Raw genomic sequence first — 15,295 nt, 5'->3', positions numbered from 1 at the left:
CGGCCTGCCTTAAAGGTTTTACCCGTGCAATTCAAACCCCGTCTTCTGGCCGCCTTGCTGGCCCCGCTGGCCCTGGCTGGTGCCGCCCGCGCTGAAACCAGCCCCTACGGCGTGGCCGTGTCGCAGCAGTTCGTGCGTGACTCCAACGTGCTGCGCGCGATTGACGCTGCAGCGCAAAGCGACACCGTCTCTGCATCCGGCCTGCGCTTGATGCTGGACCAGCCGCTGGGCCGCCACCGCATGCATGCGAGCGCGTCCTATGACGTGAACCGTTACAGCAAACTCGACTACCTGAACAACAACAGTTATCAGGCCGATGTGGGTCTGGACTGGACGGCGGCAGGGCTGTGGAGTGGTGAGGTCGGGGCGGAGGCCTCCAGTGAGTTGTTCTTGTACGACCTGCGTACGGTGACGCCCGTCACTGAAAAGACGGAGCAGCGTGTTGACCGCGTTTTCGCTCGCGCTCGTGTTGGTGTCGTCACGGCTTTCACCTTTGATGCCGGCTTCGAAAACTATCGGCGGAACTTCTCAGCCGAGCGTTTTGCGAATCGTGACCTCAACTGGCGCAAGGCCGACATGGGCGTGCGCTGGCAGCCGCAGTCTGATTTCAGTATTCGCGGCGCAGTGGCCTACGCTGAGGGTGAGTACCCGCGCCTTTCGACCGGAGACGAGTTCACCCGCAACGAACTCCGTACGGTCGTTTTCTGGCGGCCCAGTGGTGCCAGCACGGTTGACGCCTCTGCGGCGGTCAGCCGGGAACGCCACAGCTTGCAAATCGCCCGCAGCACCACCTATTGGGCGGGTTCGGTGAAATGGGCTTGGCAGCCCACCGGCAAGCTGGGTTTGACGACCCGCGTGGTGCGTGACAGTGACGCCGGCGCCAGCGACCAAGGCAGCGTGCTGGCCGATGCGAAGCTGCGCACCACCTTTGAAGTGACGGGCAACTGGCTGGCCACCTCCAAGGTGAATGTGCAAGTGCAGGCGCGCCGGGTGCAGCGGCAGATCGACAGCACCTTTCTGGTGCTCACCGAGGCGCAGCAGGCCTCAGACGCCACCCACACATTGTCGGTGGCCGCCAGCTACCAGCCTATGCGCGCGGTGGAGCTGGGCTGCCGTCTGCAGCGTGAGCAACGCAGCGTGGGAAATGCCAACGCGCTGCTCACCTACGCCTTCAATGCCAACGTTGCCTCTTGTTACGGTCAGCTGTGGTGGCGCTGAGGTGGCTTAAATTTTGCTTGTCTGTTTCTGAGGTGTTTTTGCCAACTATGCACGACACCTTCCCCCAAAGGTCGGGGGTGCAGGGGTTTGACGTAGCAATTTGTGACGCCTAACATTCGTTAGACGACATTGGCGAGGCGGAAGGTCCGTTTTGCCTCCTCAATTTAGGATCATTCATGAAAAAATTCATCATCGCTTCGGCTCTGGCAGTGGCGTCAGTCGCCTCCTTCGCCGCCAACACCGACATCGGCACCGACCTGAGCTACAACTCGCTCACCGGGAATGATGCTCACGTGGCCGCCAATGCCAGCTTCTTTGCCAACCTGACTGCCGGTACTTATTCGTACTCGTTCCAGTTCGAGGCCGACAACAAGACCACCCTGGCTTCTGCTTGGTTGAGCACGACGGGCAACAACTCGTTCTCCGACCCTGAAGACTTCAAGGTGCTGTTTTCGAACACGTCGGCTGCCGCTGGCACCTACACCGGCACCTTCACGCTGACCAAGAACGACAAGATTTTCCTGAACATCGACGCGCTGAAGCCTGCCAAGGGCGGCTACGACGTGGCCTATTCCATCACCCCGGTGCCGGAACCCGAGACGTACGCCATGTTCGCCGCTGGTCTGGCCGCTCTGGGCCTGATGTCGCGTCGCCGCAAGCAAGCCTGATCTCGCATCAGCGCTCGCAAAAGACCCGCTTCGGCGGGTTTTTTGTTGGCAATTCCCGAGGCTTGTTCCCTCGGGCTCGGGTAGTGCTCGCCACTAGTGCCATTCGCTTTCTGGCGCATTCGGCTTCTGATTCGCCAACTTTGCACGACGCCCTCCCCCCAATGGATGGGGGTTGAAGGTTTGACGTATCAATTTGTGACGCTTAAGATTCACTACAGGAAATCGGCGAGGCGGAAGGTCCGTTTTGCCTCATCAAGTGGGGGTTATTCATGAAAAAATTCATCATCGCTTCGGCTCTGGCAGTGGCGTCAGTCGCTTCCTTTGCCGCCAACACCGACATCGGCACCGACCTGAGCTACAACTCGCTCACCGGCAATGATGCTCATCTGACCGGCAACGCCAGCTTTTTCACCAAGCTGGAAGCAGGCACCTACTCGTACTCGTTCCAGTTCGTCACCAGCGGCAAGACCACTGTTGACGTTGCCTGGCTGAGCACCTCGGGTGACAAGTACTTCAACGGCGTCGACGACTTCCGTATCCTGACCGAGCCGGCTACGCTGTCGCCCGGCCTGTACACCGGCACGTTCACGCTGACCAAGGCCGACAAGATCTTCCTGAACACGGACGTGTCCAAGGGCAAGAAGGGTGGCTACGACGTGGCTTACACCATCACTCCCGTGCCGGAACCCGAAACCTACGCGATGTTCGCCGCTGGCCTGGCCGCTCTGGGCCTGATGTCGCGTCGCCGCAAGCAAGCCTGATCTCGCATCAGCGCTCATGAAAAACCCCGCCTAGGCGGGGTTTTTTGTTGGCGCTTCGATGGGCTTGAGGCGCCGGATTTCGGTTGCTGGGTCAAATGGGTGGGGCAAATGCCCCACCCAGCTTGCCCCACTCGGCGCGCAAAATGGGGCCATTGCCCCAGCGCGCCCTCAACTTCAGTCGATCAGCCCCAGCTCTCGAATACGCGCAATCACCACATCCGCGGCTTCTTCGGCCGAGCAGGTGGTGGTGTTCACGCGCAGCTCCGGTGCGTCCGGTTCTTCGTACGGGCTGGAGATGCCCGTGAAGTTGGCGATCTCGCCGCGGCGTGCCTTCTTGTACAGGCCCTTCACGTCGCGGTCTTCAGCCACGGCCAGCGGGGTGTCCACGTGCACCTCGACAAACTCGCCGTCCTGCATCAGCTGGCGGGCCATCGCACGTTCCGACTTGAACGGCGAGATGAACGCGGTGATCACGATCAGGCCGGCGTCCACCATCAGGCGCGACACCTCGGACACCCGGCGGATGTTCTCCACCCGGTCGGCTTCGGTGAAGCCCAGGTCCTTGTTCAGGCCATGGCGCACGTTGTCGCCGTCCAGCAGGTAGGTGTGGCGGCCCATCGCGTGCAGCTTTCGCTCCACGATGTTGGCAATCGTCGACTTGCCAGCCCCTGACAAGCCCGTCAGCCACACCACGCCGGGGCGCTGGCCCTTGGCGCTGGCGCGTGCCTGCTTGTTCACGTCCACCGGCTGCATGTGGATGTTGTGGGCGCGGCGCAGCGCGAAGTGCAGCATGCCGGCACCGACCGTGTTGTTGGTCAGGCGGTTGATCAGGATGAAGCCGCCGGTATCGCGGTTCATCTTGTACGGATCAAACGCGATCGGGCGGTCAAGTGCCAGGTTCACCACGCCGATCTCGTTGAGATCGAGCTTCTTGGCGGCCAGGTGCTCCATCGTGTTGACGTTCACCTTGTACTTCGGCTCGGTCACCGTGGCCGTCACGGTCTGGGTGCCGATCTTCAGCAGGTAAGGGCGGCCGGGCAGCATCGGCTCGTCGGTCATCCAGACGATGGTGGCCTCGAACTGGTCAGCCACTTCGGCCGGGCTCTCGGCCAGCGAAATGACGTCGCCGCGCGAGATGTCGATCTCGTCTTCAAGCGTCAGCGTCACGCTTTGGCCGGCCACGGCTTCAGGCAGATCACCGTTCAGGGTGACGATGCGCGCGACCTTGCTTTCCTTGCCCGAGGGCTGGGCGCGGATGCGGTCGCCCGGCTTGATGGCGCCGCTGGTGATCACCCCGCAGAAGCCGCGGAAGTCGAGGTTCGGGCGGTTCACCCACTGCACGGGCAGGCGGAAGGCCTCCTTCTGCAGGCGGGTTTCGTCGATCTCGCAGGTTTCCAGGAAACCCATCAGCGTCGGGCCCTGGTACCACGGGGTCTTCGGGCTGCGCTCGAGCATGTTGTCGCCCTTCAGGCCCGACAACGGGATGGACGTGATGTCGTCCAGGCCGATCTGCTTGGCGAACTCGCGGTATTCCTCGTTGATGCGGTTGAACACCTCTTGCGAGTAGTCGACCAGATCGAGCTTGTTGATCGCCAGCACCACCTTGCGGATGCCGATCAGGCTGACCAGGTAGCTGTGGCGGCGGGTTTGCGTCAGCACGCCCTTGCGCGCATCGATCAGGATCACGGCCACGTCAGCGGTGGACGCACCGGTGATCATGTTGCGCGTGTACTGCTCGTGGCCCGGGGTGTCGGCGACGATGAACTTGCGGCGGTCGGTGCTGAAGAAGCGGTAAGCGACGTCGATGGTGATGCCTTGCTCGCGCTCGGCGGCCAGGCCGTCCACCAGCAGGGCGAAGTCGATGTCGCCACCCTGCGTGCCCCACTTCTTGGAGTCGTTCTCGATGGCGGCGAGCTGGTCTTCGAAGAGCATCTTCGATTCATACAGCAGCCGGCCGATGACGGTCGATTTGCCATCGTCCACCGAGCCGCAGGTGATGAAGCGCAGCAGGCTCTTGCGCTCGTGCTGCTTGAGGTATTGCTCGATGTCGCTGGCGATCAGGTCTGATACGTGGGCCATGTCGATTCCTTCAGAGATTCTGTGGTTTTAACCAAGTGGCGTGCGCGGAGCCGGCTTTGCCGGGCCGCTGCGCGAGCCCCCTTGGGGGGGCAGCGACCGCCAGGGAGCGTGGGGGCTCAAAAGTACCCTTCTTGCTTCTTCTTCTCCATCGAGGCTGCGGCATCGTGGTCGATCATGCGGCCCTGGCGCTCGGAGGTGCGCGTCAGCAGCATCTCCTGAATGATGTCGGTGAGCGACTCGGCTTCCGACTCCACGGCGCCCGACAGCGGGTAGCAACCCAGCGTGCGGAAGCGCACCTTCTTCATCATCGGCACTTCGCCTTCGCGCAGCGGGAAGCGGTCGTCGTCGACCATGATGAGCGTGCCGTCACGGTCCACAACCGGGCGCTCAGCGGCCATGTACAGCGGCACGATAGGGATGTTCTCGAGGTGGATGTATTGCCAGATGTCCAGCTCGGTCCAGTTCGAGATCGGGAAGCAGCGGATCGATTCGCCCTTCAGCTTGCGGCCGTTGTACAGGCGCCAGAGTTCCGGGCGCTGGTTCTTCGGGTCCCAGCGGTGCTGTGCCGAACGGAACGAGAAGATGCGCTCCTTCGCCCGGCTCTTTTCCTCGTCGCGACGGGCGCCACCAAAGGCCACGTCGAAGTTGTACTTGTCGAGCGCCTGCTTCAGGCCTTGCGTCTTCCACATGTCAGTGTGGATCTGCGAGCCGTGGGTGAACGGGTTGATGCCCAACTCCTGTGCTTCAGGGTTGTGGTGCACCAGCAGGTCCATGCCCAGTTCCTTGGCCATGCGATCGCGCATCTCGTACATCGCCCGGAACTTCCAGGTGGTGTCCACATGCAGCAGCGGGAAGGGCGGCGGGGCGGGGTAAAACGCCTTGCGGGCCAGGTGCAGCATCACGGCTGAATCCTTGCCGATGGAATACAGCATCACCGGGTTGTCAGCCTCGGCGACGACCTCGCGCATGATGTGGATGCTCTCGGCTTCCAGACGCTGAAGGTGGGTCAAGCTCATGGGATGGTCCGTTCTGGGCGGGATGGAAAGTGAGGGAACTGCCGGTTTGGGCGCGGCAGTTGGGGCTGAAATAGGGGTGGCGGCTTTGGCTTGCGGCCGGGCAGGAGCGACCGGGCAAGCCAGCACCTCGATGTGCGGCCGCTCAGCGAGCCATGCCAGCAGACGCGGCGATGCGCCAAACGCCACGCCGTGCAGATGCACGCAGGCGCCCTGGCTGTGCGCCTCTGGCAAGCGCTCAAGGAAGGATTCGATGTCTGCCGCGCTGCCGAGGTGCCCGGTGCCCAGCCAGTGCAGGCTGCCACGCGGCGTGATGGCCACGCGCACGCCGCCGGGAGCGGCCACATCAGGGTGGCTGATGCTGCCAGCCCACCACGGGCGCGCACCACCCTGCTGGCCGCGTTTCACATGGCTTTGCCAGGTGGTGTCCAGCCAGTCGAGGTGAGTCGGGTGGCGCTCGGCGGTTTCCCGCAGGCCCTGCACACCCAGCTGCCAGCGCTCCAGCAGGCGGGTGGCCGCGCGGTTGTTCAACTCGGTGCCCCAGCGCTGCTGCGCCAGGGTTTGCAGCGCGGCCACGTCCCACAGGCCGGCCGGCAGGCCGTGCTGCTCAGGTGGGGTGTGCAGCGCGCTGTGGCGCAACTCGGCTTCCTGCTCGGCGCTCAGCACCCGGCCGTCGCCACGGGGCCGGCCCCGGGCCGCCACATCAATCGCCTGCCAGCCGCCCGCCACGAACGCCTGCCAGGCGCTGATGATGGTGGGCACGCTCAGGCCGGTCGACTCCTTGATGTTGTTGAGCGTGAGGCCGTCCAGGCGCAACTCCACCGCACGCCGGCGGCGTTGGTTGAGTTCAGCGATGTCAGGCGTCAGCGTCGACACAAGTCAGGTCAATAAATGTTTTAGGGGGCTGATTTTCGCATGTGCCGTGCACAATCGGGCACCCCCTAACCGCTGCAACCCCACCAATGTCACAAGCCAACCTCGATCTGCCTCGCTTGCTGGAAGAGCTGACGCCGCTGGTGCATGCAGCCGGTGAAGTCATCATGGGCATCTACGCCACCGACTTCTCGGTGGTGAACAAATCTGACGCTTCCCCGGTGACGCTGGCCGACCAGCAAGCCGAAGCCGTGATCCTGGCAGGCCTGGCCAAGATCGCCCCTGATATTCCGGTGGTGGCCGAAGAAGCCGTGGCTGCCGGGCACGTGCCCGAGGTGGCAGGCCGATTTTTCCTGGTCGACCCGCTGGACGGCACCAAGGAATTCATCAGCCGCAACGGTGAGTTCACCGTCAACATCGCCTTGATTGACGGCGGCCGCCCGGTGCTGGGCCTGGTGTATGCCCCGGCGATCGGCCGCCTGTTTGGCGGCGCGGTGGGCCACGGCGCGTGGCTGGAAGACGCCGCCGGCCGCCGCAGCATTGCGTGCCGCGCTGTGCCCGCTGAGGGCCTGACGGTGGTGGCCAGCCGCTCGCACGGTGATGAAACCGCGCTCGACGCCTTCCTGAATGGCCGCGTGGTGGCTTCGCGCACCAATGCGGGCTCTTCACTGAAGCTGTGTCTGGTGGCGGCCGGTGAGGCTGACCTCTACCCTCGCCTGGGACGCACGATGGAGTGGGACATTGCCGCGGGCGACGCCGTGCTGCGGGCTGCCGGTGGCCGCGTGACCGTGGTGTCTGATGGCACTGACCTGCGCTACGGCAAGCCCGGTTTCGACAACCCCCACTTCGCGGCCAGCGGCCTCTGAGCTGGGGTGAGCCTGCCGCGCTGGTTGCTGCATGGGCCGGGGCTGGCCGGGCTGGCGCCGCTGCCCGCGCTGCTGAATGACGCGCAACTAGTGCGCGCCAGCCGGCGCACGGCTTGTCACAAGCCGGCGGCCGATGCCGTGCTGGCCTGGGGCCTGAAGCCCAGCGCAGCCCGTGCCGCCGCATATGCCCGAGCGCACGGCTTGCCACTGCTGCGGCTGGAAGATGGCTTCCTGCGCTCGGTGGGCCTGGGGCCTGACGACCCGCCGTGTTCGGTGGTGATTGACGACCTTGGCATCTATTACGACGCCAGCCAGCCCTCGCGCCTGGAACGCCTGATTGCTGAGGGCGTGACGCCGGCTGAAGCGGCACGCGCCCGCGCATTGCAGCAAGCCTGGTGCAGCGCCCGCATCTCCAAATACAACGCCGCGCGCGACGATGTGCAACTCGATGCCACCGGCGCGGTGCTGGTGGTCGATCAAACCCATGGTGATGCGTCGGTGCTGCACGGGCAGGCCAATATCGCGAGCTTTCAGCGCATGCTGGATGCCGCGCTGGCCGAGCATCCGCAGCGCCGGATCATCCTCAAGGTGCACCCCGACGTGGTGGCGGGCCGCAAGCGTGGCTGGCTGCACATGGCCGATTTGCGTGCGGGCTTGAGCTCGACCCTGAGCGACGCCGACGCTGCCCGCGTCACGCTGCTGGCCACCGATGTTCACCCGGCTGGTGTGCTGGAAGCCGTGCACGCGGTGTACGTGGTGACCTCGCAGCTCGGCTTTGAAGCCCTGCTCTGGGGCAAGCCCGTGCGCTGCTTCGGCATGCCGTTTTATGCCGGCTGGGGTTTGACGCAGGACGAGCTGCCCGCGCCCGCCCGGCGTGGTGCCGCCAGCCTGGAAGCGCTGGTGCATGCCGCCCTGGTCGCCTACCCGCGCTATGTGCACCCCGACACCGGTGAGCGCTGTGAGGTGGAAGCGCTGGTCAGCTGGATGGCCTTGCAACGCCAGCAGCGTGAGCGCTTTGCGCCCGAGCTGGTGGCGCAGGGCTTCAGCTGGTGGAAGCGGCCGCTGGTGCGGCAGTTCCTGCAAGGCAGCCATGTTCGCTTCATCGGCCGCGGTGATGCGGTGCCCGCCGGCAGCACGCTGGTGCTGTGGGGCCGCCAGCCGGTACCGCCTGATCTGCCGTCAGGCCACCTGGCCGGTGTGCTGCGGCTGGAAGACGGTTTCCTGCGCTCGGTGGGCTTGGGCGCCGCGCTGCGCCGGCCGCTTTCATGGGTGGTGGACGCTGGCGGCATGCACTACGACCCCGCCACCAACTCCGACCTGCTGGCGCTGCTGGCCCGTGCCCACACCTTCGAGCCCGCCTTGCTGGCCCGCGCCGCCCACCTGCGCCAAGCCATCCTCGAGGCGGGCCTGACCAAGTACAACGTGGGTGGCGGCGTCTGGCGCCGTCCGGCCACGCCAAAGGCCGTGGTGCTGGTGGTCGGCCAGGTGGAAACCGATGCCGCCGTGCTGGCCGGCGCACCCGGCGTGCGCACCAACATCGGCCTGCTGCAGGCCGTGCGCCGGGCCCGACCCGACGCGCACATCGTGTGGAAGCCCCACCCCGACGTCGTGGCCGGGCTGCGTGCGAAAGGCCAGGGTGAGCAGGAGGCTGCCTCGTGGTGCGAGGAGATCGTGACCGATGTGCCCATGGACGCCCTGCTCAGGGCCGTGGATGAGGTGCATGTGATGACCTCGCTCGCCGGCTTCGAGGCTCTGCTGCGTGGTCGGCCAGTGGTGACCTGGGGCTGGCCGTTTTACGCCGGCCGCGGCCTCACGCAAGACCGGCAACCGCCACCCTGGACTGGCACTGACATCAGCATCGATGCGCTGGTGGCTGCAGCGTTGATAGGCTATCCCAGCTATGTGAGCGCACGCTCCGACAAGTTCACCTCTCCTGAAGACGTGCTGGCGGAGCTGCAGCGCTGGCGGGCCGAAGATGCCGCAGCACCGGCCGCGCGGCGCGTGTTGTCGCAGTTGTGGCGCCACGTGCTGCGCGCCTGGGTGGCCATGCGGGGCTGAGCAGGCCCGGTCGCCAACGTGCACCAAGCGTGAAACCGGCCGGCATCCGCGGTGCATCAAGTCACGTCATCGCGGATTGCGGCGCATTAGGGGGTGTTCGTCGGCGTTCTTGGGGGGCTGTGCGTTTACACGGCAGGCCTACACTGCGCTGTCAAACCGCACCCACATGTTGTTACCTACCTCCCTGGACCGACTGCGCGCCTGTCGCCGTCCGCTGCTGCTGCAAGGCCCCATGGGGCCTTTTTTCGCACGGCTGGCGGCGTGGTTGCACGTGCAGGGCGCCCTGGTGCAGAAGGTGAACTTCAACGCCGGTGATGAATGGTTCTCGAGCGAGCCCGGCTGCACCGGCCACGGTGGCGAGGCGCCCACGGCGGTGGCCTACAACCAACCGACGGCCCAATGGCCTGCCGCGCTGCGGGCCCTGCTGGATCGCCACCGCGCCGATGCGCTGGTGCTGTTCGGCCAGAGCCGGCCCCTGCATCAGATGGCGGTGGACGTGGCCCGTGCCGCTGGTGTGCCCGTCTACGTGTTTGAAGAAGGCTACCTGCGGCCCGATTACGTGACGCTGGAGGTGGGCGGCGTGAATGCTGAATCCAGCCTGCCGCGTGACGCCACCTTTTACCGCGAACTGGACATCCAGCCCGCACCGCCGCCTGAGCCCACGGGCCAGCAATTCGGCACGGTGGCCAACCTGGCGATGACCTACGCGCTGGCCTGCTGGCTGGGCCGCAAGCGTTTCCCGCATTACCAGCATCACCGCTGCCTGCACCCGATCCGGGAAGGCCTGCGCTGGGTGCGCGGCGCTGGCCGCAAGTACGAAAGCCGCTGGGTCGAGCGCCGCGCGCAAGCCTATCTGGCCGCGCCCGAGCAGCACAAGCGCTACTTCCTGGTACCGCTGCAGGTGCACAACGACGCGCAGATCCTCTGCCACTCGCCGTACCAGAGCGTCGAGCAGTTCATCCACGAGGTGATCGATTCGTTCGCGCAGGCCGCGCCTGCCGGTGACCTGCTTGTCATCAAGCACCATCCGCTGGACAAGCCCTACCGTGATTACCGCGAGCTGATTCGCAGCCGCGTGGCAGCGCTGGGCCTGGAAGGCCGGGTGCTCTACATCCACGACCAGCACCTGCCCACGTTGCTGCGCGCCGCCAAGGGCGTGGTCACGGTGAACAGCACCACCGGCCTGCAGGCCATGTTCCACAACACGCCGGTGCTGGCGCTGGGTGATTGCCTGTACGCCATTCCGGGGTTGGTGCACCCGGGGCCGCTGCACACTTTCTGGCAGCAGCCCGGCGAGGTGGATCGCGAGCTGTTCCTGAACTACCGCGCCTACCTGACGCAGCAGACCCAGCTAAACGCCAGCTTTTACGCCGACGCGCCGGGCTTGTCGTCCAGCACCGACACCAGCCGACGTGCGGCTTCCACCTCGGACACGCCCGCTGCTGCAGCGAAGGCTGCCGACTGGTCGGCGCCCACGGTGCCCACGTTGAAGTAAGCCGCCTCCGGGTGGGCCAGGTAGAAGCCACTGACGCTGGCGGCCGGCGTCATCGCCATGCTGTCGGTCAGGCCCATGCCGATCTCGGTTGCGCGCAGCACGTCGAACATGCCGGCCTTCACGCCGTGTTCCGGGCAGGCCGGGTAGCCCGGCGCCGGACGAATGCCCTGGTACTGCTCGGCGATCAGCGCCTCGTTGCTCAGGGCCTCGCCCTCGGCGTAGCCCCAGAGTTCGGTGCGCACACGCTGGTGCAGCCGCTCGGCGAAGGCCTCCGCCAGGCGGTCGGCCAGGGCCTTGATCATGATGGACGAGTAGTCGTCGTGCGCATCTTCAAACTGCTTGGCCTTCTTGTCGGCGCCCAGACCGGCCGTCACGGCGAACAGGCCGACGTAATCGGGCTGCACGCCCTTGGGCGCCACGAAGTCGGCGAGCGAGCGGTTCGGCCGCTTCACGCCGTCCACCACCGGGCGCTCGGTCTGCATGCGCAGCGGCGTCCAGCGCAGCAGCACTTCGCTGCGTGATTCATCGGCATACAGCTCGATGGTGTCGTCGTCCACGGTGTTGGCCGGGTACAGCGCCATCACGCCATTGGCCTGCAGCCAGCGGCCCTCGATCAGTTGCTTGAGCATGGCCTGCGCATCGGCAAACACCTTGCGCGCGGTGTCGCCCACCACCTCGTCGTCGAGGATGGCGGGGTAGGGGCCGGCCAGGTCCCAGGTCTGGAAAAACGGGGCCCAGTCGATGTAGCGGGCCAGCTCGGCCAGGTCGTACTGGCGGAACTCGCGGCGCCCGATGAACTTCGGCGCCGCGGGCTTGTCGGCCCAGTTCACCATCGCCTTGTTGGCGCGGGCGGCGGCCAGGCTCACCAGCGGTGTCTTCTTCTTGTTGGCGTGCAGCTGGCGCACGTGCTCGTAGTCGGCCTTCAGCTCGGCGATGTAGCGGGCGGCCCGCTCGTCGCTCAGCAGGTCCGAGCACACGCCCACGGCGCGCGAGGCATCGGGCACGTACACCACCGGGCCGGCGTAGTTCGGCGCAATCTTCACTGCGGTGTGCACGCGGCTGCAGGTGGCGCCGCCAATCAGCAGCGGCGTGCCGCGCTCGGCGAACCACGGGTCACGGGCCATCTCGGCGGCCACGTGCTGCATCTCTTCCAGGCTCGGGGTGATCAGGCCGGACAGGCCGATGATGTCGGCGCCCTCCTCACGGGCCTTTGCCAGGATGTCCTGGCAAGGCACCATCACGCCCATGTTCACCACCTCGAAGTTGTTGCACTGCAGAACGACGGTGACGATGTTCTTGCCGATGTCGTGCACGTCGCCCTTCACCGTGGCGATGACGATCTTGCCCTTGGGCTTGGCTTCGCCGCCGGCATCGATCAGCGCCTTTTTCTCGGCCTCGATGTAGGGCAGCAGGTGGGCCACGGCCTGCTTCATCACGCGGGCGCTCTTCACCACCTGCGGCAGGAACATCTTGCCGGCGCCGAAGCGGTCACCGACCACGTTCATGCCGGCCATCAGCGGGCCTTCAATCACGTGCAGCGGGCGGCCACCGGTGGCGGCAATCGCCTGCCAACATTCTTCGGTGTCTTCGGTGATGAAGTCGGTGATGCCGTGCACCAGCGCGTGGCTCAGGCGCTCGTTCACGTCGCCGGCGCGCCAGGCCAGGCGCTGGCTGTCGTCCTTGGCCGCGCCCTTGGCGTTCTCGGCGATCTCCACCAGACGCTCGCCGGCGTCCGGGCGGCGGTTCAGCACCACGTCTTCCACGCGCTCGCGCAGCACCGGCTCCAGGTCGTCATACACGCCGACCATGCCGGCGTTGACGATGCCCATGTCCATGCCAGCCTTGATGGCGTGGTACAGGAACACGGTGTGGATGGCTTCGCGCACGGGCTCATTGCCGCGGAAGCTGAACGACACGTTCGACACACCGCCCGACACCTTGGCGCCGGGCAGGTTCTGCTTGATCCATCGGGTCGCGTCGATGAAGTCGACGGCGTAGTTGTTGTGCTCTTCGATGCCGGTGGCGATGGCGAAGATGTTGGGGTCGAAGATGATGTCTTCAGCCGCGAAACCGACCTCGTTCACCAGCACCTTGTAGGCGCGCTCGCAGATCTCGATCTTGCGGGCAAAGGTGTCGGCCTGGCCCTTTTCGTCGAACGCCATCACCACCGCGGCGGCGCCGTAGCGGCGAACCAGATTGGCCTGGCGCTTGAACTCGGCCTCGCCTTCCTTCAGCGAGATGGAGTTGACGATGCCCTTGCCCTGCAGGCACTTCAGGCCGGCTTCGATGACGCTCCATTTCGAGGAGTCGACCATGATGGGCACACGGGCGATTTCCGGCTCGCCGGCGATCAGGTTCAGGAACCGCACCATGGCGGCCTGGCTGTCCAGCATGGCCTCGTCCATGTTGATGTCGATCACCTGCGCGCCGTTCTCGACCTGCTGGCGGGCCACGGCCAGTGCCTTCTCGAACTCGCCGGCCAGGATCATCTTGGCGAACACGCGCGAGCCGGTGACGTTGGTGCGCTCACCGATGTTGACGAACAGCGTGCTGGCGTCCAGCGTGACCGGCTCCAGGCCGGAAAGACGCATGGGCAGGGCGGGCAGGGCGGTGGTGGTCATGGCGTGCAGAACTCAGGTGGCAGGCGGGGAAATACAACAACGGACGGAGCTCACCCACAGGGCGGGTGAGCGTCGTTGATCCGGTACCAAGCCTGACTCCGTCGCACGGGGCGACGTTGCTGCAACGCTCCTTGGTGGTGGGAATTTTAACGGACGACCGTGGGGGCGTGCCCGGCAAGCAGGCGAAGCAAATGCCAACAAGGTATCGTCAGGGTTGCAATTAGTGCCACTCCGCCATGCCCACCAGTCCTGCCGCACCGTCGATCCTGCAGTTTCCTGATCACGCCGAGTTGGCCGTTCGCATGCTGCGTTCCGCTGATGCGCTGCACGGTCTCAGTCAGGAAGAGGCCCGAGCGGTGGTGGCGCACGCCCGCCTGATGCGGTTCCGGCCGGGCCAGGTCATCGTGCAGGAGGGCGATCAGGTCAACGCCAGCTATATGGTGCTGATGCTGCACGGCGAAGCCACGGTGGAGTCGATGGTGGCCAGCCGCACCGACCCGGTGGTGATCTCGGTGCTGCAGCCCGGACAGTTGATCGGCGAGATTGCGCTGCTCGACGGCGGCGCCCGGGTGGCCAGCTGCGTGGCATCCACTGCCGTGATCGGCGCTGGCTTGTCACGCCGCGCCCTGCAGCGCATGCAGCGCGAGGAGCCCGAGGTGGCGGCCAAGCTGATGTATGTCCTGGGCCAGCGCATGGCTGCCCGCCTGCGGGAGGCAGCCCGCCAGCAGCGCATCTATGCTCAGCTGGTGCGGGCCATGCAGCAGGAGATCGACGTGCTGGGCCAGCAATTGCAGCAGGTGATGGACGGCGCAGCGGTTCGCCAGGGCCGCCCGGGCAGCCAGCCCGAGTCTTGAGCGGTGGCCGTGCCACCCCGGAGCCTCGGCCAGCATGCACGCCAGAGACCTGCCAACCAGACAAGACAAGCGCACCGTGAACACACGGGCACAGGGAGTTTTCGAGATGCATGTTCAACGACCAGCCCCATACCGGGCTGACCGATGGGTTCTGAACGGGGCCTTGGCCACGGCGCTGGCCATCGGCCTGGCCGGCTGCGGCACACCGCCGCGCCCCGCTCCGGTGGCGCCGGTGGCCACACCAGCGCCGCAGCGCCCGGTGGTGGTGCCCGCCGCGCCCGTGGCTGCGGCCTCGGCGCCGGTCGCCCCCGTGGCGTTGCCGGCCGAGCCGTCTCCGCTGCTGGCCGAGGCCACCTGGCTGAAAGAGCTGTTCAACCCCACGCCCGTGCGGGTGCAGGAAGAAGCCGACGGCTCGGTGCGCCTGAGCGTGCCGCTGGTGCATTCCTTCGAAGGCGCCACGGCGACGGCCAAGCCGGCCATCAAGGGCGTGCTCGACAAGCTGGTGCTCAGCCTGAAGCGGCAGCCCTCGGCGCGCTTGCAGATTTCCACACCCGGCGCGCAGGCCGACGCCCGCGCCAGTGCCTTGCGGGCCTACCTGAACACCAAGGGCATCACGGCCTGGCGCCTGGCGCCCGTGCAAACCGTGACCGGCGATGCGGTGCAGTTGCGCCTGATGCCCGGCAGCGGGCCGGTGAAGCGGCTGGACGACAACCAGTTGCCGCCGCCCCCGCCACCAGCAACGCCGTCGACATCACCCGCCGCAGCGGGCAACGTCAAGCGCTGAACCCG

At 66.0% G+C, this 15,295-nt stretch carries 10 protein-coding genes, 1 pseudogene and 1 riboswitch; of the genes and pseudogenes, 8 read left to right on the top strand and 3 right to left on the bottom strand.

The genetic code is table 11. The features are described from left to right. The first annotated feature begins 24 nt into the window (after positions 1-24). The 3 genes from AACH00_RS04780 (at position 25) to AACH00_RS04770 (ending at position 2,647) form a co-directional block, all read left to right on the top strand. Positions 25-1,218, top strand: coding sequence for a hypothetical protein (locus tag AACH00_RS04780; protein ID WP_341397941.1), 1,194 nt, complete (start codon positions 25-27; stop codon positions 1,216-1,218). Positions 1,219-1,394: 176 nt separating this feature from the next. Then, positions 1,395-1,886: an FxDxF family PEP-CTERM protein gene (locus AACH00_RS04775; RefSeq protein WP_341397940.1), complete on the top strand. Its 492-nt coding sequence runs from the start codon at positions 1,395-1,397 to the stop codon at positions 1,884-1,886. 269 nt (positions 1,887-2,155) lie between these two features. Continuing rightward, positions 2,156-2,647: a PEP-CTERM sorting domain-containing protein gene (locus AACH00_RS04770; protein WP_341397939.1), complete on the top strand. Its 492-nt coding sequence runs from the start codon at positions 2,156-2,158 to the stop codon at positions 2,645-2,647. Between the two features lie 174 nt (positions 2,648-2,821). Here the strand turns inward: AACH00_RS04770 and cysN are convergent, their stop codons facing one another. Beyond that, positions 2,822-4,726 (bottom strand): sulfate adenylyltransferase subunit CysN, encoded by a 1,905-nt coding sequence (cysN, locus tag AACH00_RS04765; RefSeq protein ID WP_341397938.1) that lies wholly within the window; start codon positions 4,724-4,726, stop codon positions 2,822-2,824. A 116-nt stretch (positions 4,727-4,842) separates the two neighbouring features. Continuing rightward, positions 4,843-5,742, bottom strand: a complete 900-nt coding sequence (cysD, locus tag AACH00_RS04760) for a sulfate adenylyltransferase subunit CysD (protein WP_341398054.1) — start codon at positions 5,740-5,742, stop codon at positions 4,843-4,845. Positions 5,743-6,701: 959 nt separating this feature from the next. Between cysD and cysQ the strand changes: the two genes are divergently transcribed. The 3 genes and pseudogenes from cysQ to AACH00_RS04745 all read left to right on the top strand — a co-directional run. Further along, positions 6,702-7,478 carry a 3'(2'),5'-bisphosphate nucleotidase CysQ gene (cysQ, locus tag AACH00_RS04755; protein ID WP_341397937.1) on the top strand — a complete coding sequence of 259 codons (777 nt, stop codon included), beginning with the start codon at positions 6,702-6,704 and terminating at the stop codon, positions 7,476-7,478. 6 nt (positions 7,479-7,484) lie between these two features. Then, entirely contained in the window at positions 7,485-9,536 is a 2,052-nt protein-coding gene (locus tag AACH00_RS04750) for a capsular polysaccharide biosynthesis protein (protein WP_341397936.1), read from the top strand. Further along, positions 9,454-10,845, top strand: a pseudogene (locus tag AACH00_RS04745) (capsule biosynthesis protein); the annotation flags it as partial. The gene AACH00_RS04750 and the pseudogene AACH00_RS04745, both read left to right, overlap by 83 nt. A 56-nt stretch (positions 10,846-10,901) precedes the next feature. Here AACH00_RS04745 and metH read toward each other — a convergent pair. Next, positions 10,902-13,652, bottom strand: coding sequence for a methionine synthase (metH, locus tag AACH00_RS04740; protein WP_341397935.1), 2,751 nt, complete (start codon positions 13,650-13,652; stop codon positions 10,902-10,904). 60 nt (positions 13,653-13,712) lie between these two features. Then, a riboswitch (S-adenosyl-L-homocysteine riboswitch) is annotated at positions 13,713-13,789 on the bottom strand. Between the two features lie 99 nt (positions 13,790-13,888). Here metH and AACH00_RS04735 point away from each other — a divergent pair. Together AACH00_RS04735 and AACH00_RS04730 are read left to right on the top strand one after the other, a co-directional pair. Continuing rightward, positions 13,889-14,506 (top strand): Crp/Fnr family transcriptional regulator, encoded by a 618-nt coding sequence (locus AACH00_RS04735; protein ID WP_341397934.1) that lies wholly within the window; start codon positions 13,889-13,891, stop codon positions 14,504-14,506. A gap of 163 nt (positions 14,507-14,669) precedes the next feature. Beyond that, positions 14,670-15,290 (top strand): OmpA family protein, encoded by a 621-nt coding sequence (locus AACH00_RS04730; protein ID WP_341397933.1) that lies wholly within the window; start codon positions 14,670-14,672, stop codon positions 15,288-15,290. Positions 15,291-15,295: the final 5 nt, after the last annotated feature.

The organism is Ideonella margarita, assembly GCF_038066635.1.
In the GTDB taxonomy this organism is placed as follows: domain Bacteria; phylum Pseudomonadota; class Gammaproteobacteria; order Burkholderiales; family Burkholderiaceae_C; genus Ideonella; species Ideonella margarita.
The sequence above is the reverse complement of the archived record's forward strand: the minus strand, read 5'-3'. Positions and strand labels throughout refer to the sequence as shown.

Coding starts and splice junctions, on each gene's coding strand:
- AACH00_RS04775 (WP_341397940.1), top strand. CDS start 1,395: ATGAAAAAATTCATCATCGCTTCGGCTCTGGCAGTGGCGTCAGTCGCC.
- cysN (WP_341397938.1), bottom strand. CDS start 4,726: ATGGCCCACGTATCAGACCTGATCGCCAGCGACATCGAGCAATACCTC.
- cysD (WP_341398054.1), bottom strand. CDS start 5,742: ATGAGCTTGACCCACCTTCAGCGTCTGGAAGCCGAGAGCATCCACATC.
- metH (WP_341397935.1), bottom strand. CDS start 13,652: ATGACCACCACCGCCCTGCCCGCCCTGCCCATGCGTCTTTCCGGCCTG.
- cysQ (WP_341397937.1), top strand. CDS start 6,702: ATGTCACAAGCCAACCTCGATCTGCCTCGCTTGCTGGAAGAGCTGACG.
- AACH00_RS04735 (WP_341397934.1), top strand. CDS start 13,889: ATGCCCACCAGTCCTGCCGCACCGTCGATCCTGCAGTTTCCTGATCAC.
- AACH00_RS04770 (WP_341397939.1), top strand. CDS start 2,156: ATGAAAAAATTCATCATCGCTTCGGCTCTGGCAGTGGCGTCAGTCGCT.